The sequence below is a fragment of the Saccharothrix sp. ST-888 genome (assembly GCF_000955975.1).
Taxonomy (GTDB): domain Bacteria; phylum Actinomycetota; class Actinomycetes; order Streptomycetales; family Streptomycetaceae; genus Kitasatospora.
The window spans coordinates 1-19,090 of record NZ_JYJF01000125.1 but is presented as its reverse complement, the minus strand read 5'-3'; the positions used below and the strand labels follow the sequence as shown (position 1 = coordinate 19,090).

The 19,090-nt window shown below is 70.1% G+C and carries 16 protein-coding genes, 2 tRNA genes and 1 riboswitch; of the genes, 5 read left to right on the top strand and 13 right to left on the bottom strand.

Features of this window, described 5'->3' with window-relative positions:
* Positions 1-97: 97 nt before the first annotated feature.
* Together UK12_RS28460 and folC are read right to left on the bottom strand one after the other, a co-directional pair.
* Complete coding sequence (locus tag UK12_RS28460) at positions 98-436, bottom strand: DUF4233 domain-containing protein (RefSeq protein ID WP_045306052.1); 339 nt, start codon at positions 434-436, stop codon at positions 98-100.
* A gap of 2 nt (positions 437-438) precedes the next feature.
* Complete coding sequence (folC, locus tag UK12_RS28455; RefSeq protein ID WP_082120019.1) at positions 439-1,836, bottom strand: bifunctional tetrahydrofolate synthase/dihydrofolate synthase; 1,398 nt, start codon at positions 1,834-1,836, stop codon at positions 439-441.
* Positions 1,837-1,993: 157 nt separating this feature from the next.
* Between folC and UK12_RS28450 the strand changes: the two genes are divergently transcribed.
* Positions 1,994-3,064 (top strand): glycosyltransferase, encoded by a 1,071-nt coding sequence (locus tag UK12_RS28450; protein ID WP_052682214.1) that lies wholly within the window; start codon positions 1,994-1,996, stop codon positions 3,062-3,064.
* An 18-nt stretch (positions 3,065-3,082) separates the two neighbouring features.
* The gene (gene wecB / locus UK12_RS28445) at positions 3,083-4,228 is read left to right on the top strand and encodes a non-hydrolyzing UDP-N-acetylglucosamine 2-epimerase (protein ID WP_045306051.1); all 1,146 of its coding nucleotides are present in this window, start codon (positions 3,083-3,085) and stop codon (positions 4,226-4,228) included.
* Positions 4,229-4,285: 57 nt separating this feature from the next.
* On the opposite strand, the gene UK12_RS28440 is transcribed toward wecB, so the two are convergent.
* Together UK12_RS28440 and UK12_RS28435 are read right to left on the bottom strand one after the other, a co-directional pair.
* Positions 4,286-4,819: a hypothetical protein gene (locus tag UK12_RS28440; protein ID WP_045306050.1), complete on the bottom strand. Its 534-nt coding sequence runs from the start codon at positions 4,817-4,819 to the stop codon at positions 4,286-4,288.
* A gap of 515 nt (positions 4,820-5,334) precedes the next feature.
* Entirely contained in the window at positions 5,335-7,974 is a 2,640-nt protein-coding gene (locus tag UK12_RS28435) for a valine--tRNA ligase (protein ID WP_045306049.1), read from the bottom strand.
* 179 nt (positions 7,975-8,153) lie between these two features.
* Here UK12_RS28435 and UK12_RS28430 point away from each other — a divergent pair, with 179 nt between their 5' ends.
* The gene (locus tag UK12_RS28430; RefSeq protein ID WP_052682213.1) at positions 8,154-9,032 is read left to right on the top strand and encodes a hypothetical protein; all 879 of its coding nucleotides are present in this window, start codon (positions 8,154-8,156) and stop codon (positions 9,030-9,032) included.
* A 228-nt stretch (positions 9,033-9,260) separates the two neighbouring features.
* Here the strand turns inward: UK12_RS28430 and clpX are convergent, their stop codons facing one another.
* The 6 genes from clpX to UK12_RS28400 form a co-directional block, all read right to left on the bottom strand.
* Positions 9,261-10,550: an ATP-dependent Clp protease ATP-binding subunit ClpX gene (gene clpX / locus UK12_RS28425; RefSeq protein ID WP_045306048.1), complete on the bottom strand. Its 1,290-nt coding sequence runs from the start codon at positions 10,548-10,550 to the stop codon at positions 9,261-9,263.
* A 295-nt stretch (positions 10,551-10,845) separates the two neighbouring features.
* Positions 10,846-11,523 (bottom strand): ATP-dependent Clp protease proteolytic subunit, encoded by a 678-nt coding sequence (locus tag UK12_RS28420; protein WP_045306047.1) that lies wholly within the window; start codon positions 11,521-11,523, stop codon positions 10,846-10,848.
* 53 nt (positions 11,524-11,576) lie between these two features.
* Positions 11,577-12,200, bottom strand: a complete 624-nt coding sequence (locus tag UK12_RS28415) for an ATP-dependent Clp protease proteolytic subunit (RefSeq protein ID WP_045306054.1) — start codon at positions 12,198-12,200, stop codon at positions 11,577-11,579.
* Between the two features lie 243 nt (positions 12,201-12,443).
* Positions 12,444-13,811 carry a trigger factor gene (gene tig / locus UK12_RS28410; protein ID WP_045306046.1) on the bottom strand — a complete coding sequence of 456 codons (1,368 nt, stop codon included), beginning with the start codon at positions 13,809-13,811 and terminating at the stop codon, positions 12,444-12,446.
* 226 nt (positions 13,812-14,037) lie between these two features.
* A complete protein-coding gene (locus tag UK12_RS28405) occupies positions 14,038-15,516 on the bottom strand; it encodes an MDR family MFS transporter (protein WP_045306045.1) in 1,479 nt (492 codons plus the stop codon).
* A gap of 152 nt (positions 15,517-15,668) precedes the next feature.
* Positions 15,669-15,742: transfer RNA gene (locus UK12_RS28400), tRNA-Pro, on the bottom strand.
* Between the two features lie 175 nt (positions 15,743-15,917).
* Here UK12_RS28400 and UK12_RS28395 point away from each other — a divergent pair.
* A tRNA-Gly gene (locus tag UK12_RS28395) sits at positions 15,918-15,991 on the top strand.
* A gap of 106 nt (positions 15,992-16,097) precedes the next feature.
* On the opposite strand, the gene UK12_RS28390 is transcribed toward UK12_RS28395, so the two are convergent.
* Positions 16,098-16,625, bottom strand: coding sequence for a M23 family metallopeptidase (locus UK12_RS28390; protein WP_082120018.1), 528 nt, complete (start codon positions 16,623-16,625; stop codon positions 16,098-16,100).
* Positions 16,626-16,628: 3 nt separating this feature from the next.
* Positions 16,629-16,784: riboswitch (cyclic di-AMP (ydaO/yuaA leader) on the bottom strand.
* Between the two features lie 413 nt (positions 16,785-17,197).
* On the opposite strand from UK12_RS28390, the gene UK12_RS28385 reads away from it, so the two are divergent.
* Entirely contained in the window at positions 17,198-17,977 is a 780-nt protein-coding gene (locus UK12_RS28385; protein WP_156178979.1) for a DUF6348 family protein, read from the top strand.
* Positions 17,978-17,995: 18 nt separating this feature from the next.
* Here the strand turns inward: UK12_RS28385 and UK12_RS28380 are convergent, their stop codons facing one another.
* On the bottom strand, positions 17,996-18,190 hold the full coding sequence (locus tag UK12_RS28380; protein WP_045306043.1) for a hypothetical protein: 195 nt from the start codon (positions 18,188-18,190) through the stop codon (positions 17,996-17,998).
* Positions 18,191-18,624: 434 nt separating this feature from the next.
* Positions 18,625-19,090 (bottom strand): PP2C family protein-serine/threonine phosphatase (locus UK12_RS28375; RefSeq protein ID WP_045306042.1); only part of this gene is annotated, 466 nt, incomplete at its 5' end.

Here is a 19,090-nt window from a genome sequence, read left to right as displayed (position 1 = left end):
GCTCCTGGGGAATCGGTAGGGCATGGTGTATGCGGCCTTGCCCAGAGATTACCTCGGGTGAGCAGCCCGCCTTCCCGGCCGGGCTGCTTCCACCAGGTCAGACGGCTGCTGCGGCCGCGCGAGCCGCCTTGATCTCGTCGATCTTGCGGCCGTAGTGCACCGAGCACCACCACAGGCCCGCGAAGACCACGCCCAGGCCGAACATGGTCGGCAGGACGAAGCCGCTGGCGATCAGGCCGAGCTGGAGCGCCCAGCCGACGGCGACCGCGCCGGGCCGGGTGATCGCGCCGCAGAGCAGGATGCACAGCAGCATCGCGATCCCGCTGACCGTCCAGATGGTGGCGGTGGAGACGTCGCTGAGCTGCATGGCCACCAGGCCTGCGAACATCACCAGCAGCGCCTCGCCGATCAGCGTCGAGGAGCACAGGGTCCGCATGACTACTTCCTCCCGAGCAGCAGGCGGGCCTCGCCCACCGTGATGACCGAACCGGTGACCAGGACGCCGGCGCCGCCGAGGTCCTCCTCCTCCGCAAGGGTGACGGCCGCCTCGATGGCGTCGTCCAGGCGCGGCTCCACCTGGACCCGGTCCTCACCGAAGATCTCCACGGCCAGCGCGGCCAGCTCGTCCACCGGCATCGCGCGGTGGGTGGAGTTCTGGGTGATGACCACCTCGGCCAGGATCGGCTCGAAGACCTCCAGCAGCCCCGAGACGTCCTTGTCGCCGCTGGTGGCGATCACTCCGACCAGCTTGCTGAAGCCGAAGGACTCGCCGATCGCGGCGACGGTCGCCTCGGCGCCGTGCGGGTTGTGCGCGGCGTCCAGGATCACGGTGGGGCTGCGGCGGACGACCTCCAGGCGGCCCGGCGAGCGGACGCCGGAGAACGCCTGGCGCACCTTGTCCGGGTCCAGGTTCCCGCCGCGCGCGCCGCCGACGCCGAAGAACGCCTCGACCGCCGCCAGCGCCAGGACCGCGTTGTGCGCCTGGTGGGCGCCGTGCAGCGGGAGGAAGATCTCCTCGTACTCGTAGCCGCCGAGCCCGCGCAGCGTCACCATCTGCCCGCCGACCGCGACCTCACGGTGGATCACGCCGAACTCCATGCCCTCGCGGGCCACCGTGGCGTCCACCTCGACAGCCCGCTTGAGGATGGTCTGGGCGGCGTCCAGCGGCTGCTGGGCGACCACGGCGAGGGCGCCCTGCTTGATGATCCCGGACTTCTCGACCGCGATCTCGCCCGTCGTCTCGCCGAGCTTGTCGGTGTGGTCGAGACCGATCGGGGTGATCACCGAGACGGCGGCGTCGATCACGTTGGTGGCGTCCCAGGAGCCGCCCATCCCGACCTCGACGACGGCCACGTCCACCGGGGCGTCGGCGAAGGCCGCGTACGCCATGCCGGTCAGCACCTCGAAGAAGGACATCGCCACCGGCTGTTGCGCGTCGACCATCTGCACATAGGGCTCGATGTCGCGGTAGGTCTCGACGAACCTCTCGACCGGGATGGGACTGCCGTCCAGGCTGATCCGCTCGGTGACGGACTCCACGTGCGGGCTGGTGTAGCGGCCGGTGCGCAGCTCGAAGCCGTTCAGCAGCTGCTCGATCATCCGGGCGGTGGAGGTCTTGCCGTTGGTGCCGGTGATGTGGATCGAGGGGTAGGAGCGCTGGGGCTGGCCGAGGATGTCCATCAGGGCCTCGATCCGGTCGAGCGAGGGCTCCAGCTTGTTCTCCGGCCAGCGCTTGGCCAGCTCGGCCTCCACCTCGCGCAGCCCGGCCACCGGGTCGGCGGGGTCGCTGCTGGTGGGGCGGATCGTGTACGGGTTCTGCTCGGCCTTGTCGCTCACGCCCTCAGTCTACGGAGCTGCGGTCACCGGGTCGGAGCAGGCCGTCCCGGGTGAGGGTCATCACTTCACCAAGACAGAGTAAAAATGATCATTTAGCATGGATTCGTTGCCAAATGTCGCTATTTGCCGTTGATTCGAAGCTCACGGGACCGGTTCATTGCACAACTTCTTCGTCGCCCACGAGGTGGCAGTCCTCGGGGCGGCGCAGCTGGTATCGCTGGCACTGCTCGCCTACATGATGGTCGACTTCGGCCGCTTCCTGCTGTACTGGGCCGGGTCCGCGCACGCCTTCCGCCACAACCGGCCCGCCGAGCCCGGCGACCCGGACGTCTTCCAGTGGCACCTGGTGGTCCCCTGCCGCGACGAGGACGCCGTGATCACCGCGACCCTCGACGGGCTGCGCGCCTCCACCCCGCGCGCGCATCTTTGGGTGGTGGACGACGACAGCGACGACCGCACCCGCGAGCTGGTGCTCGAAGCCGCCGCACGCGATCCGCGGATCCACCTGGTCCAGCGCCGCCGCACCGGCAGCGTCGGCCTCGGCGGCAACGGCCAGTTCGTCCGGCTCACCGCACTCGACGAGCTCGGCCGGGGCACCGGCGCCCCGTGGCCCGAGCGGGCACTGCTGGAGGACTACGAGTCCGGACTCGAACTGCGGCTGGCCGGCTACCGGTTGACCCATGTGCACGAGACCCGGGTCTCCCAGGAGGGCCTGGTCTCCGTCCGGCGCTTCCTCACCCAGCGCACCCGCTGGGCCCAGGGCAACATGCAGCGCCTGCGCTACAACCCCCGCGTGCTGCGCTCGCCGCACTACACCCTCGCGGGCAAGGCCGAGGTGCTGTACACCTTCCTGCAGCCGGTGGTCTGCGTCCTGCTGGTCCTGCTCACCCCGGTCTCGCTGGGCATCTCGCTGGCCACCCGGATCTGCTACCCGCAGGATGCCGCCGTCTTCGAGCAGCGCTTCGGCCTGCTGATGCTCATCGCCTTCGTGATCGCCGCGCTGCCGCTGGTGCGTTGGGGCGCGGTCTACCGCACGTCGGTCCGTCCCGAACGGAGCCGGCGGACCGGCCTGCTGTGGGGCCTGCTGCTCTGGCTCTACACCTACCACCTCTTCGTGGTCGCCGTCCGGGCCGCGGTGCGACTGCTGCTCGGCCGCAACGGCTGGGCCAAGACCCGGCGGAACGCCGAACTCACCGCCGTCGGCGCCCCCACCGCACTCGAAGCCTGACCGGTCCACGGAGAGACGATGTCCCTGCACCACCTTCCCCACCACCCCGGCACGGCCGGCATCGCGGTCGTTCTCGGCACCCGCCCCGAACTGGTCAAGCTCGCCCCGCTGATCCACGAACTCGGCCCCGCCGCCCGCCTGGTACACACCGGCCAGCACTGGGACGAGGCGATGTCCGGCCGCTTCCTGCGTGAACTCGACCTGCCGGAGCCCGAGTTGCTCACCGGCGTGGGCGGCCGGCCGCGCGCCGGACAGATCGCCGCCGCACTGGACCAGTTGGACACCGCCTTCGCCGCCGACCAGCCCGCCGCCGTAGTGGTCCAGGGCGACACCAACGCCACCCTGGCCGGCGCGCTCGCCGCCAACGCCCGGGGCATCCCGCTGGTGCACGTCGAGGCCGGGCTGCGCAGCCACGACCGGGCGATGCCCGAGGAGCACAACCGGGTGATGGTGGACCACATCGCCGACCTGCTCTGCGCCGCCACCGAGGCCAACTCCGCCCAGCTGCGCGCCGAGTCGCTGCCCGCGGAACGGATCGCGCCGACCGGCAACACCGTGGTCGAGGTGGTCCGGCGGCAGCTGCCCGGCTCCCGGGCCAGGGCCGCGCTGCTCGCCCGCCACGGGCTGACGGCCGACAGGTACGTCCTGGCCACCGTGCACCGGCCGGAGAACACCGACACCGCCGATGCGCTCGGCGCCGTGCCGGCCGGGCTGGACCAGATCGCCCGCGCCGGTACTCCGGTCCTGTTCCCGATGCACCCGCGCACCCGGGCGGCGGTCGATCGGCACGGGCTGACCCCGCTGGTCGGCCGGCTCGCCGACGCCGATCCGGTCGGGTACGCCGACTTCCTGGGGCTGGCCCGGCATGCCGCGCTGCTGGTCTCCGACTCGGGCGGGGTGCAGGAGGAGTGCACGGTGCTCGGGCGTCCGCTGCTGGTGGTGCGGCGCTCCACCGAACGGCCCGAGGCGATCGACACGGGGTTCGCCGTGCTGGTCCAGCCGGGCCCCGAACTCGGCGCCGTCGCCGGGGAGTGGCTCTCCGACACCCCGCAGCGCCTCTCCCGGCTCGCCGGCACTCCCAGCCCGTACGGCGACGGCCTGGCCTCGGCCCGGATCGCCCGGCTGACCGCAGCCCTGGCCGGGTCCACCGCTCTGGCGGCCTGACACCGGCCGGCGCTGAACGTGAAGGACGTCCGGCGACGACCCGGGCCCGAGGGTCGGTCAGGACTGCCGGGCCTCCGGGATTCCGGCGGGCCGGCCGGTCCGGTCGCTGTGCCGCGACCGCAGTTCGGCCACCACCTCCTCGGCCTCCCCCTCCGGCAGCAGCGGCAGCATCATCGCGACCGCCTGCAGCAGGCCGCCCAGCAGGTAGGTGGTGTCGGCCGTGGAGGCCACCAGCGCCCGCACCGTCGCCACATCGCCCGCGCCGACCGCCTCGACCAGCCGGGCCGCGCCCGCCCCGTCCTCGTCCACCGCGACCGCCCCGGTGTCCAGCGGTGCCCGCCGGGCCAGCGACCGCAGCACCCGGTCGCCCACCACCGGCGCATACGCCTTGCGGACCGCCTCGGCGGCGATCCACACCAGCAGGGAGGTCACCTCGCGCTCGGCGCCTTCCTCCAGCAGGCAGTCCAGTTCGTGGTCGAAAGCCAGTTGATTGCCGTGCCGGAAGGCGAGCAACAGGGTCGCCGCACGGGACTTGGCCGCCTCGACCTCCTCCACAGGCAGCTCGTCGGCCAACTCCTCGGTCACCGCCACGCCGTGCCCTCCGTCCGTCGCAACACCCGCTGCTGAACTCCTGCACACCGTACACAGTTCACCTGCAAAATTCGGTGAACTCGCGCGGGTAACAGGCGCGGACGACAACGGGACTTCCACTGGAAGGCAATACCCGGGAATGGGACGGGTATCCCCTCAATTACGGTCGGCAGTCCGTCCGCCGACTCGGTGGACTCGGCCGCAGCGGCGCATCCCGCACACCGGCAGCCGACCGCCGCCGGCCGGGGGACCTGCCCACTCTCCCGAGTAGTCGACTCTTGTGCCGTTTCCAACTCTTCGTGCACATCCGCCTTCGGTGGGACCGTCGGGGAATTCGGCCGAACGGGCTATCAGGAACTGTCGCCGCACTGCCGAATGGCAGCCTGGTCAAATCCCCTAAGCCCACCGGTCTTTAGCCCTCCCTTTCTTCAACTCCCTCTGCCCGTAAAGCAGTCGAGGGCCGTACCGCCCGCGGGTGAGCGGGTGGTACGGCCCTCGGGAGTGCCGGGTGGGAATCAGCCCTGCGGCAGCGAGGCCAACTGGGCGGTGATCCGGGCGATGTCGGCCTCGGCGGCGGCCTGGCGGGTGCGGATCTTGGCGACCACGTCGTCCGGGGCCTTGGCCAGGAAGGCCTCGTTGCCGAGCTTGCCGGAGGTCTGCGCCTTCTCCTTCTCGGCCGCCGCAAGGTCCTTGGCCAGGCGCTTGCGCTCGGCCGCGACGTCGATGGTGCCGGAGAGGTCCAGGGCCACGGTGGCACCGGCGACCGGCAGCGAGGCGGTGGCGTGGAAGCCGGCCTCCGGCTCGGTCAGGCGCAGCAGCGAGCGGATCGCGTCCTCGTGCGGGACGAGCACGGTGCCGGCCAGCTCCAGCTGGGCCGGGACGCGCTGCCCCGGCTTCAGGCCCTGGTCCGAACGGAACCGGCGGACCTCGGTGACGACCTGCTGCAGGGTGGCGATCTCCGACTCGGCCGCCGCGTCCCGGAAGCCGCTGTCCTTGGGCCACTCGGTGACCACCAGCGACTCGGCGCCGGTGAGCGTGGTCCACAGGGTGTCGGTGACGAACGGGACCACCGGGTGGAGCAGGCGCAGCGTGACGTCCAGGACCTCGCCGAGCACCCGGCGCGAGGCGTCGGCCTGCGCGCCGCCCTTGGCCAGGGTGGTCTTGGAGAGCTCGACGTACCAGTCGAAGACCTCGTCCCAGGCGAAGTGGAACAGCAGGTCGGCCAGCTTGGCGAACTGGTAGTCGTCGTACAGCGCGTCGGCCTCGGCGACCGTCGCGTTGAGCCGGGAGAGGATCCAGCGGTCGGCGGCCGTCAGCTGCTCGGCGGCGGGCAGCTCGCCCTCGATCGTCGCGCCGTTCATCAAGGCGAAGCGGGTGGCGTTCCAGATCTTGTTGCAGAAGTTGCGCGAGCCCTGGACCCAGTCCTCGCCGATCGGCACGTCTGCGCCGGGGTTGGCGCCGCGGGCCAGGGTGAAGCGGACGGCGTCCGCGCCATAGGCGTCCATCCAGTCGAGCGGGTCGACGGCGGTGCCGGAGGACTTGGACATCTTCTTGCCGAACTGGTCGCGGACCAGGCCGGTCAGCGCGATGGTGTGGAACGGCGCCTTGCCGTCCATCGCGTACAGGCCGAACATCATCATCCGGGCGACCCAGAAGAAGATGATGTCGTGGCCGGTGAGCAGGACGTCGGTGGCGTAGAACTTCTCCAGGTCCTGGGTCTGCTCCGGCCAGCCCAGCGTGGAGAACGGCCACAGGCCGCTGGAGAACCAGGTGTCCAGGACGTCCGGGTCCTGGTGCCAGCCCTCGCCGGCCGGCGGCTCCTCGTTCGGGCCGACGCACACGACCTGGCCCTCGGGGCCGTACCAGACCGGGATCCGGTGGCCCCACCAGAGCTGGCGGGAGATGCACCAGTCGTGCATGTTGTCGACCCAGGAGAAGTAGCGGCCCTCCAGCTCCTTCGGGTGGATCTGCACCCGGCCGTCCCGCACCGCGTTGCCGGCCTCCTGCGCCAGCGGCTCGACCTTGACCCACCACTGCAGCGACAGCCGCGGCTCGACCACCGTGTGGCAGCGCGAGCAGTGGCCGACGGCGTGCATGTAGGGGCGCTTCTCCTCGACGATCCGCCCCTGCTCGCGCAGTGCGCCGACCACGGCCGAGCGGGCCTCCAGGCGGTCCAGGCCGAGGAACGGGCCGTGGACGGTGATCACGCCGTGCTCGTCCATGACGGTCATCGACGGCAGGCCGTGGCGCTGGCCGATGGCGAAGTCGTTGGGGTCGTGCGCCGGGGTCACCTTGACGGCGCCGGTGCCGAACTCCGGGTCGACGTGAGTGTCGGCGACGACCGGGATCTCACGGTCCGTCAGCGGCAGCTTGACGGTGCGGCCGACCAGGTGCGCGTAGCGCTCGTCCTCCGGGTGGACGGCGATCGCGGTGTCACCCAGCATCGTCTCGGCGCGGGTGGTGGCGACGACGACCGAGTCGTCACCCTCGCCGTAGCGGATCGAGACCAGCTCGCCGGGGCTGTCCTCGTGCTCGACCTCGATGTCGGAGAGCGCGGTGAGGCAGCGCGGGCACCAGTTGATGATGCGCTCGGCGCGGTAGATCAGGCCGTCGTCGAAGAGCTTCTTGAAGATGGTCTGGACGGCCTTCGAGAGGCCCTCGTCCATGGTGAAGCGCTCACGGGACCAGTCGACGCCGTCGCCGAGGCGGCGCATCTGGCCGAGGATCCTGCCGCCGTAGTTCTCCTTCCACTCCCAGACCTTCTCGACGAAGGCCTCGCGGCCCAGGTCGTGGCGGGAGAGGTTGGACTCGGCGAGCTGCTGCTCCACCTTGTTCTGGGTGGCGATACCGGCGTGGTCCATGCCGGGCAGCCAGAGCGTCTCGTAGCCCTGCATGCGCTTGCGGCGGGTCAGTGCGTCCATCAGCGTGTGCTGGAAGGCGTGGCCCAGGTGCAGGGCACCGGTGACGTTCGGCGGCGGGATGACGATGGTGTACGCGGGCTTGTCGCTCTTCGCGTCGGCGGTGAAGTAACCGCGGTCCACCCAGCGCTCGTACAGCTCGCCCTCTACCTCGGCCGGAGCATAGGTCGTCGGAAGGGTGGCTGCGTTGTCCCCGGGGTGGGAGGCGTCGGGGCGCTGGTTCGTCGTGTCGGTCACGACGCACAGTTTACGTATGCCGGAGGGCGCCTTACTAACGCATTGCGGGTGGGCCACTCCGACGGGCCGACACTCCGGTACGGTACCGTGCCCGATACTCGTGCACCCGTTTGTACGGGTGACGACGACAGACGTATGCCAGACACAGGCCGCGGACGCGGTGGGGGAGAGCGAAGCCGATGTACGGCCAAGGGCAGCAGTATCCGCAGGGCCAGCCGCAGCAACCGTACGGGCAGCCCCCGCAGGGTCAGCCGCCCTACGGCCAGCCGCCGGCGGCGCCCCAGTACGGCGCACCGCAGCAACCCCAGTACGGGTACCCGCAGCAGCCGCCCGCACCGCAGTACGGGGCGCCCCAGCCGCCCCAGTACGGGCAGCAGCCGCCCCAGTACGGCGCGCCGCAGCCCCCGCAGTACGGACAGCCGCCCGCGCCGCGCAAGAGCAACACCGGACTGATCGTCGGCCTGGTGATCGGCGCGGTGGTACTGGGCGGCGGCGGTATCGCCGCGTTCGCGCTGATGGGCGGCAAGGGTGGCACCGGGCCCGGCAGCTCCACGGCGGGCCAGTACAAGCTCTCCGCCCCGGCCAGCCTGCCCGGCGGCTATGTGCAGAAGTCGGCCAAGGACCAGCCCGGCAACGCCTCCGGCGTCAGCAACCACGGTGTCACCTCGTACGCGGGCGGTGTGCTCGCCACGTACAGCAAGGGCGCGGACAGCACCGACATGATCACCATCGGTGGCTCCTACGGCACGCTCGACAACCCGGCGACGTTCATCAACGACGCCGGCAGCCAGATCACCGCCACCGGCAAGATGACCTGGAAGACGCCGCTGGCCTCGGTCGACGCCCAGGACGGCAAGGACCCGGGCGGCAAGCTCTCCTGCGGTGTCGCCACCTCCAGCGGCTTCGACATCCCGGTCTGCATCTGGGCCAACCACTCGACCGCCGGCTCGGTCACCTTCACCCACATCTCGCTGACCGGTGCCGCCACGCAGCTGTCGCCGTCCGAGGCGGCCGACCAGGCCCGCGCGATCCGCGACGCGATGGTCGTCGCGAAGTAGCACGTCGCCGGCCACGGCACGGCCACCGCAGGGCCGTGCCGTGGCCGGCGGCCGGGGCCGGCTGCTGTTCCCCGACCAGCAGCCGGAGACCGCGTTCAGGGCGCGAGGCTCGGCGGCACCCGTCACGGCTTCGACGTGATCACTGTGATCTCCGAGGTCCAGAAGTAACACCCCGACAGCGAAGGGGCCCCGCCGACCAACTCGGCGGGGCCCCTTCGGTGTCGGGTGTCAGGCGCTCTTGTCGCGGCGCTCACGCTTGATCATGTCGCGCGGGACCAGGGTCGGGATGGCGTGCTTGGAGACCACGTCCCCGGTGACGACCACGCGGGCGACGTCCTGGCGCGAGGGAACCTCGTACATCACGGACATCAGCACCTCCTCCATGATCGCCCGCAGGCCGCGCGCGCCGGTGCCGCGCAGGATCGCCTGGTCGGCGATGGCCTCCAGCGCGTCCCGGGTGAACTCCAGCTCCACGCCGTCCAGTTCGAAGAGCTTGCGGTACTGCTTGACCAGCGCGTTCTTCGGCTCGGTGAGGATCTGCAGCAGCGCCTCGCGGTCCAGGTTGTGCACGCTGGTGATCACGGGCAGCCGGCCGATGAACTCGGGGATCATCCCGAACTTCACCAAGTCCTCCGGCATCACCTGACGGAAGTGGTCGCTGGCGTCCTGCTCCCGCTTGGAGCGGATGTTGGCGCCGAAGCCGATGCCCTTGGCACCCGCGCGGCCCTCGATGATCCGCTCCAGACCGGCGAACGCACCACCCACGATGAACAGCACGTTGGTGGTGTCGATCTGGATGAACTCCTGGTGCGGGTGCTTGCGTCCGCCCTGCGGAGGCACCGAGGCGGTGGTGCCCTCCAGGATCTTCAGCAGCGCCTGCTGGACGCCCTCACCGGAGACGTCACGGGTGATCGACGGGTTCTCGCTCTTGCGGGCGACCTTGTCGATCTCGTCGATGTAGATGATCCCCGTCTCGGCCTTCTTGACGTCGTAGTCGGCCGCCTGGATCAGCTTCAGCAGGATGTTCTCGACGTCCTCGCCGACATAGCCCGCCTCGGTGAGCGCGGTGGCGTCGGCGATCGCGAACGGCACGTTGAGCATCCGGGCCAGGGTCTGCGCGAGCAGCGTCTTGCCGGAGCCGGTCGGGCCGAGCAGCAGGATGTTGGACTTGGCCAGCTCGATCGCGTCCTCGCGGCCGTTCCCGCCACTGCGGCCGGCCTCGCCCGCCTGGACCCGCTTGTAGTGGTTGTAGACCGCGACGGACAGCGCCTTCTTCGCCAAGTCCTGGCCGACCACGTACTGATCGAGGAACTCGTAGATCTCGCGCGGCTTCGGGAGCTCCTCGAAGCGCACCTCGGAGCTCTCCGCGAGCTCCTCCTCGATGATCTCGTTGCACAGGTCGATGCACTCGTCGCAGATGTACACGCCTGGCCCGGCGATCAGCTTCTTCACCTGCTTCTGCGACTTGCCGCAGAACGAGCACTTGAGCAGGTCGCCACCGTCTCCGATGCGTGCCACGAGGTGCTTCCCCTTCGCCAGGGGCCCCGCGGGGGTCCGGGGCCTGGTGCTGTGGACCGGCTGCGCCGTCGGCGGTCGGTCTCGCTATCCGACGGTACTCTGCTGAGCCGGTGAATCCGCCGACTTCGACTGCTCTGCCCTACGCCCTGGGCGAATTGATACCGAACAGATGCCGTCTCGCGGGCATGAGGCCCGCACCTGATTGTGCCGGGCCCACGGGCCCGGAAGGAACAGAACGGGGCGGGGCGTACATCACGTGAGTCATGGTGTACGCCCCGCCCCGGGGCTGCCGAGGTCAGTCGGTCAGCGAGGTCTTGCGGGTCGAGATGATCTGGTCGATCAGCCCGTACTCCAGGGCCTCCTCGGCCGTCAGGATCTTGTCGCGCTCGATGTCGTCACGGACCTGCGCGATGTCCTTGTTGGAGTGCTTGGCCAGCATCTCCTCCAGCTGCTCGCGCATCCGGAAGATCTCCTTCGCCTGGATCTCCAGGTCGGACACCTGGCCGCGGCCGGTCTCGGTGTACGGCTGGTGGATCAGGATCCGGGCGTTCGGCAGCGCCATCCGCTTGCCGGGCGTACCGGCGGCCAGCAGCACCGCGGCGGCGGAGGCCGCCTGGCCCATGCAGACCGTGGTGATGTCCGGCTTCACGTACTGCATCGTGTCGTAGATCGCCGTCAGCGCGGTGAAGGAGCCGCCCGGCGAGTTGATGTACATCTGGATCTCGCGGTCCGGGTCCATCGACTCCAGGCAGAGCAGCTGGGCCATGATGTCGTTGGCCGAGACGTCGTCCACCTGCGAGCCGAGGAAGATGATGCGCTCCTCGAACAGCTTGGCGTACGGGTCGTACTCGCGGATGCCCTGCGAGGTGCGCTCGACGAAGCGCGGGACGATGTAGCGGCCTTCTGCCCGCGGGGCAGTGGACTCCGAGCGGGCTCCGTAGAACTCGCCGCGGGGCGTCAGGGGGGTGTTCATGGGATTCTTGGCCTCCGAGTGCGTACGGGACGAGGTGGGGATGCGGGCGGCGCTCAGGCGCCGGTACCGCCGCCGCCGGGGACGTCCGCGGCGCTGTGCATGATCTTGTCGATCAGGCCGTACTCCATGGCCTCCTCCGGGGTGAACCAGCGGTCGCGGTCGGAGTCCGCGGTGACGCGCTCGAAGGTCTGGCCACTGTGGTGCGCGATCAGCTCGGACATCCGCCGCTTGGTGCGGAGCAGCTGCTCGGCCTGGATCTTGATGTCGGTGGCCGAACCGCCGAGACCGGCGGAGGGCTGGTGCATCAGGATGTTGGCGTTCGGCAGCGAGAAGCGCTTGCCGGGGGTGCCGGCGGTGAGCAGGAACTGGCCCATCGAGGCCGCCATGCCCATCGCGATCGTCACCACGTCGTTCTTGATGTACTGCATGGTGTCGTAGATCGCCATGCCCGCGGTGATCGAGCCGCCCGGGGAGTTGATGTAAAGGAAGATGTCCTTGTCCGGGTCAGCGGCCAGAAGCAGCAGCTGGGCGGTGATCTTGTTGGCGATCTCGTCGTCGACCTGCTGGCCGAGGAAGATGATGCGCTCGTTGAGCAGCCGGTTGTAGACCTGGTCCCCCAGGCCGCCGAGCACGTCACCAGCGGCGGCGTGCGGCGCCATGAGGCCAGGCATCTGCATCTGCGGGAACGTCACTTAGCCACCTGCTCAGTCGAATTGGACGGCCGCACCGGGCCGTCGCGGTGTCGCACAGCTATGGGATTTCACTGTGTGAATGTCGCTGTCTAAGGACCCTAACGCGCAGGCCGGGCCTCGGAATCCCCCACGCAGAACTGTTCGCTGTGAGCGCAGGGTCAGCAATCGGAAACAGTGAGCCCGGGCACCATTCGGCACCCGGGCTCACCATCAGGAACTACGGAGGACTCAGGCCTCGGTGGCGGCCTCGGCCGACTCCTCGGCCTCGTCCTCGGCGTCGTCGAAGGAGACGACCTCACCGTTGGTGTCCTTGACGGTGGCGGCCTCGACCACGGCGGCCAGCGCCTTGCCGCGGGCGACCTCGCCGACCAGCAGCGGCACCTGGCCACCCTGCACGACCTGCTGGGCGAACTGGTCCGGGGTGAGGCCCGAACCGGCGGCACGGCGGATCAGGTGCTCGGTGAGCTCCTCCTGGTTGACGCCGAGCTCCTCCTTCGCCACGATCTCGTCGAGCACGAACTGGGTCTTGATGCCCTTCTTCGCCTGCTCCTCGGTCTCGGCCTGGAACTCCTCCAGGGTCTTGCCCTGGGTCGCGAGGTAGGTCTCCAGGTTCAGACCCATGGGCTCCAGCTGGTGGTGCTCCAGGTTGTGGCGACGGGTCTCGATCTCGTCCTTGAGGAGCTTCTCCGGGTACTCCATCTCGACCAGCTGCAGCAGCTCGTCCAGGACGCGCTCCTGGGCCTGGGTGGCCTGGTCGAACTCGCGCATGCGCTCCAGGCGCTTGCGGGAGTCGTCCTTCAGCTCGTCCAGGGTGTCGAACTCGCTCGCCAGCTGGGCGAACTCGTCGTCCAGCTCGGGGAGCTCCTTCTCCTGGACCGCGGTCACGGTGACGGTGACCTCGGAGCTCTTGCCGGCCTGGGTGCCGCCCTTGAGCTCGGTGGTGAAGGTCTTGGAGTCACCGGCGGACAGGCCGACGACGGCCTCGTCGATGCCGTCCAGCAGGCGGCCGGAGCCGATCTCGTAGCTCACGCCGGTGGCGGTGCCGTCCTCGGGGACCTCACCGTCGACCTTGGCTTCCAGGTCGACGATCACGACGTCGCCCTCGGCGGCGGCGCGCTCGACGTCCTTGACCGAGGAGAAGCGCTCGCGCAGCTGCTCCAGGGACTTCTCGACGTCGGCGTCCTCGACCACGATCGGGTCGACGGTGACCTCGATGGCGGCGAAGTCCGGCAGGGTGATCTCCGGGCGGACATCGACCTCGGCGGTGAACTTCAGGTCGCCACCATCGGCGATCTTCTCGACACCCTCGATGTCGGTGATCTCGGGCTGCCCGAGGACCTCGATCTTGCCCTCGTCGACGGCCTGCGTGTAGAAGCGCGGCAGGGCGTCGTTGACGGCCTCCTCCAGCACGGCGGCACGACCGAAGCGCTGGTCGATAACCTTGGCCGGGATCTTGCCCTTACGGAAGCCCGGGACCGTGACCTGCTGGTTGATCTTCTTGTACGCCGCGTCGAGGCTGGGCTTGAGCTCCTCGAAGGGCACCTCGACGGTGAGTCGAACCCGGGTCGGGTTCAGAGTCTCGACGGCGCTCTTCACGGTTGGGTCTCCTAAGGGCTTGCGGTCAGGTTGTCTCCGCCCGTCCGGCTGATCCGGTGCGGGCGAGACGGGCGATGGGCGGTTGGGGCTGCATCTCCCGTACGTGGTGGACGGTGAGCTTGACTCCTCGCCCTCAGGCGGTCGACCTGGGCGTATGCACAGGCACTACCGGCCAGCGGCCCATCCTACCGGTACCACGAAAGGCCGACGCCAGGCCCGCCCGCGATCAGTGTGCCGCCGCCTGTTCGGCCCCGGCCCGCGGCTCGGCCGCCGCGACCGGGCGCATGGTGGCCGCAGCGTCCGAATCCCGGACGAACAGTGCCGTCACGGCCGCCACCAGGGCCAGCGCGGCGGCCACCAGGAAGGCGGAGTGGTACGCGGCGAGGTTCGCCGTGGGCGTACCTCCGGACGTGGTGGTGACGGTGCCGATCGCGGCCAGCACGGTGCCGAGCACGGCCACCCCGAGCGCCGAACCGAGCTGGCGCTGGGCGTTGTAGAGAGTGGACGCGCCGCCGGTGGAGCGGGCCGGGACGGTGGCGAAGGCGGCGGTCTGCGAGGGCATGAAGACGTGCGCCATGGCGAACCCGGTGACGAACAGCAGGACCCGGACCACCCAGAGGTTGCTGTCCGGGCCGATGGTCGCCATCAGCGCCAGGCAGAGCGCGACCACGGCCGCCCCGACGGCGAGCAGCCTGCGCGGACCCACCCTCGGGTAGAGCCGGCCGGCCACCTGGGAGGCGATCATCACGCCGATCGCCTCGGGGAAGACCATCAGCCCGCTGTGCAGGGCGTCCATCCCGAGCGCGTCCTGCATCAGCAGTGGGAAGAGGTAGAGCATGCCGAGGAAGGCGGCACCGGAGAAGAGCGAGAGCAGGTTGGCGGTGCGGAAGATCCGGTCGCGGAACAGCCGCAGATCCAACATCGGTTCGGGGAGCCGGAGTTCGACCACCACCAGGGCCACCAGGGCGGCCGCCCCGAGGAGGGCCGAGACCAGGATGCCGGTGCTCCCCCAGCCCCGGCCGGCCCCCTCGGAGAGCGCGTACATCGCCAGGCCGAGGCCGAGCGCGGCGAGCAGGAACCCGGCCGGGTCGAAGCGGTGGGCGGCGTCCGAGCGGTAGTCGGGCAGGAACAGCAGGCCGAAGACCAGGGCCAGCACGCCGATCGGGACATTGACGATGAAGACCCAGTGCCAGGACCAGCTGTCCACCAGCCAGCCGCCGAGCACCGGCCCGAGCGCGGGCGCGACCGCGGTCGGCAGCATCAGCACCCGGGTGGCCCGCATCCGCTCCTCCTGCGGGAAGGCCCGGAACAGCATGGTCATCCCGACCGGGGTGAGCAGGCCGCCGGCCGCCCCCTGGAAGATCCGATAGGCCGTCAACTGGTCGAGGCTGCCGGCGGCTCCGCAGAGCAGTGAGGCGAGCGTGAACAGGGTGAGCGCGGCCAGGAAGACCCGGCGGGTGCCGAACCGGTCGCCCAGCCAGCCGGAGAGCGGCACGAACACGGCGAGGCTCACCAGGTAGCCGACGTTGACCACGCCGACCGAGGCCGGGTCCACGTCGAACTGTCGCCCGATCGACGGCAGCGCCACGTTGACGATCGTGGTGTCCATGATCGACATGAAGAGTGCGGCGACGAAGACCGCGCCGACGGCGACCTTCGGGTCGAGCCCCCTCCGGCGGGCGGCGGGCTGGTCGGCGGCTGTCATCTGGTTCTCGCTGTCCTCGGGGCGTGGGCGTCTACTGACCGAAACACTTGGTGAACGATCAACATTCCAGGTTGCCCGAACCGCCTCCGGAACGCCAGAAGTCCCGGGAAAGCCAACAGGGCCCCGCCCTCGGACGAGACCCTGCCGCACTGTCGGGGTGACCGGATTCGAACCGACGGCCTTCCGCTCCCAAAGCGGACGCGCTACCAAACTGCGCCACACCCCGTGGTGCCGAGAGGAAGCGTACACGTCGGCCGGTCCGCGCTCGCCGCTATATCGAGAGGCCGCCGGACATGCCCGGAACCGAAAGCAGTGTGCAAGCAACCGACCGAACCAGGTAGGCTGACCCCGTCCTCGTGACCGACAGGTGCTCGGGGGCGTCGTGTGCGCAGTTCCGGCATGCGGGTGTAGCTCAATGGTAGAGCCCCAGTCTTCCAAACTGGTCACGCGAGTTCGATTCTCGTCACCCGCTCCAAGCACTTCGGGCCCCTGGCCGACGGATTGACCGTCGGCCAGGGGCCCGAAGTCGTCTGTGGCGGCGTCAGATCGCCGGCAGCCTGCGCGGGCGGACCGGGAGTGCGTCAGACCCGGACGCCGTGGGCGGCGAGGTAGCTCACCGGGTTGATGTCGGAGCCGTACGCCGGGCCGGTGCGGACCTCGAAGTGCAGGTGCGGGCCGGTGACGTTGCCGGTGGCGCCGGAGCGGCCGATCTGCTGACCGGCACCCACGGACTGGCCGGTCCTCACGGTGATGGCCGAGAGGTGGGCGTACTCGGAGTACTTGCCGTCGGTGTGCCTGATGACGACCTGGTTGCCGTACGAGCCGCCCCAGCCGCTGGCGACCACGGTGCCGGTGGTGACCGCCTTGACGGTGGTGCCGGTGGAGACCAGGAAGTCCACCCCGGTGTGGTAGCCGCTGGCCCAGGCGGAACCGGCTGCGTGGTACGGGGTGCCGAGGTGCGGGTTGGCGACCGGAGAGGTGTAGGCCGGGGCCGCCTGGGCGGTCACCACGGCGGCGGGCAGCGCCAGGGCGGCACCGGTCACACCGGCGACGACCGCGAGACGGGCGGATCGGGGCAGGCGGGAACGACGGTTGTCCTGTGCGGACATGGGAAATCCTCTCCGACGCCTGCGAGGTGAGCTGTCGGGTTCGGGCAGGGAGTAGCCCGGCCGCACGGATGCGGCTTCGCCCCTAGCCGTCCCGGATCTCCGGGCTCGGCGACTTACCTGTGGGTCCCCCGCTCCTGCCGTGCACTGCGGTGAAGTGCAGCCCCCGGGCAGCGGCAGGACTCGGCGTTCCACCCGGCGGGCCGACCCGGACGATGGCCGGGCTGAGTGAGAAGAAAAGCCGATCCGACGTACACAGAGCAAGCCCGTCTCGGCGTGGACATAAGGGACGCATAAAGACGATGGTGCCCGAGGTCACTCTCCGACCGAGACGGACCGCTCTGCGCAGTCACCGCCGTCACGATCGGCCGGACAGATCGGTACAGATGGTCACGAATCACACCGTATGCATGCAATCGGACACGCTCCGGCGCCCCCGGGGGAATCCCCGGTGACCTCCGTCACCCCGCCCGCACCCGGCGTAACTGACGGTCCGTTTCCCGCCGGGGCTCGCGGCCGATAATCTCGCCTCGCGTTCGATTTACCGATCATTTATTCGAGCTAGGAGCCCGCCCGTGCGTCCGCAGGACCGAATGGCCGTCATCCAGCGCAGCGTGGTCCGCGAAATGGCGCAGTTCGGCGTGGAGTTCACGGTGGACGGCGAGGTGGTCCGGGGACCGGGGAGCACGGCGGTGGCCGTCCGCGAGCACCCGGGAGACGGCGGGAGCGGTCATGTGGACCTCGGCTTCGTCCTCGACCTCGGCCGCGCGGACGCCCCGGTGGTCTGGGACTGCGCGGCAGGACTCGGCAAGACCGAGGAGGAGAAGCTCGACAACGCCGTGAAGATGTGGGCCACCACCACCGCCTCCACCGTGGTGGAGCTGCTGGAGCACCGGGGTGAGCACGGCGACCACTACCGGCCCGCCGAGCTGGCCGGCTGGCAGGCGATCCAGGGCCCGGCGGCGGTCTTCGGCTTCGGCAACGAGCAGCTGGCCGGCTGGCTGGCCGACCACCAGCCGCTGCCGGCCCTCGCCGAGGCGCTCCGCCCCGAGCTCACCGGTCCGCAGCTGAACGGCGTGAAGCTGTTCCTCGGCGGACGGGCCGGGGACGACATCGCCGAGGTCCGGGTGAACGGGGAGGTCTCGGAGGCCGCCTCGGCCGCACTGCACGCCCTGGACTGGCCGCGCGGCGAGCGGTTCTGCTGGGCACGCCTGTTCGTCCTGCTGGTCGCCGAGGGCGGAGTGCAGCCCGCACCCGTACGCTCCGCGCCGGAACCCGTGCTCCGCACGGTCACCGCCCCCCGGCGGGGACTGCTGGGACGGGTCAGGCAGGCCCTGCGGTCCGCCCGACGGTAGACCGGCCCCGACGGCGGGTCAGCCGGAGAAGGACTGGAGGCTCTTGGCCACCGAGGACAGGAAGTTCCTGATCGGCTCCGCCGCCGTGGACGCACTGAGCATGAACCCGAATAGCGCCGAGATGACCGCGTGGCTGGTCTTCAACTGCTTGTTGCGGATGAAAATGAAGACGAGGGCACCGAACAGCACCAGTGCGGAGACGGAGAGCACCACCCGGACTCACTTCCTTACTTCGTTGCGGGGCTTCATCGGGAAGCCCTGTGGCGATGCCGGAGCCCGGCCTGTCAGGCGGGGCACGGGCAGCCGAACGGCGCCGACCGAGAGCCGCATGCAGACGCCCCCAACCCCCGAGTACCGATACCGACCAGTCCCGCCCCGACTCAGTGTGGTCGGTCGTGCGGACTGCGTAAAGGCATAGCCGAAAGCCGGGTTCGAAGTTCCTGGCATGTGAGACGAATTTCCGCCGACCGAGACGATAGCCGAGGGCTTCTGACGGGATGTCGGCAGGGGCACGGTCACCGGCCCGGCCAGCGGTGATCGATCGGTCGGGCACCGGCCCGACCACCGCGTCGACGGGCCGTCAGGATTGGCCGAAGATCGGCTGCCGGACTTGACACACCTGTCCGGCGTTCGGTTTCACTGCCGGTTCACCGCCGCCAGAGCAGCAGGACCGCCCGGTCGTCGTTGACGTCCTTGGCGACCGTCTCGATCAGCCGCACCGCCGCGCCCCGGCTGCCGCTCTGCAGCAGCGCCCCGGCGACCAGCCGGTCGGCCTCGCCCATCAGCCGGTCCATGCCCTCGGAGAGGTCCCGCCCCGGTACCTCGACCATGCCGTCGGTGCAGAGCATCAGCAGGTCGCCCCGGTTCAGCCGGCCGCGCGCGCCCTCGAACTTGGCGCCGTCGTAGATCCCGAGCAGCGGGCCCTCGGCCGCCTCCTGGACCTCCCAGCGCCCGGCCCCCGACAGCCGCTGCATCCCGGGCAGGTGCCCGGCCGAGAGCAGTTCGTACTCTCCGGTGTCCAGGTCCAGCACCAGGTGGACGGCGGTGGCGAAGCCCTCCTCCCAGTCCTGCCGCAGCAGATAGCCGTTGGCGGCGGGCAGGAACTCGTGCGCG

What these genes read in the sequence shown, in the direction of transcription:
- wecB (WP_045306051.1), top strand. Translation starts at nt 3,083, where the DNA reads ATGTCCCTGCACCACCTTCCCCACCACCCCGGCACGGCCGGCATCGCG.
- UK12_RS28390 (WP_082120018.1), bottom strand. Translation starts at nt 16,625, where the DNA reads ATGTCCGCACAGGACAACCGTCGTTCCCGCCTGCCCCGATCCGCCCGT.
- UK12_RS28420 (WP_045306047.1), bottom strand. Translation starts at nt 11,523, where the DNA reads ATGAACACCCCCCTGACGCCCCGCGGCGAGTTCTACGGAGCCCGCTCG.
- UK12_RS28430 (WP_052682213.1), top strand. Translation starts at nt 8,154, where the DNA reads ATGTACGGCCAAGGGCAGCAGTATCCGCAGGGCCAGCCGCAGCAACCG.
- UK12_RS28405 (WP_045306045.1), bottom strand. Translation starts at nt 15,516, where the DNA reads ATGACAGCCGCCGACCAGCCCGCCGCCCGCCGGAGGGGGCTCGACCCG.
- UK12_RS28415 (WP_045306054.1), bottom strand. Translation starts at nt 12,200, where the DNA reads ATGCAGATGCCTGGCCTCATGGCGCCGCACGCCGCCGCTGGTGACGTG.
- UK12_RS28460 (WP_045306052.1), bottom strand. Translation starts at nt 436, where the DNA reads ATGCGGACCCTGTGCTCCTCGACGCTGATCGGCGAGGCGCTGCTGGTG.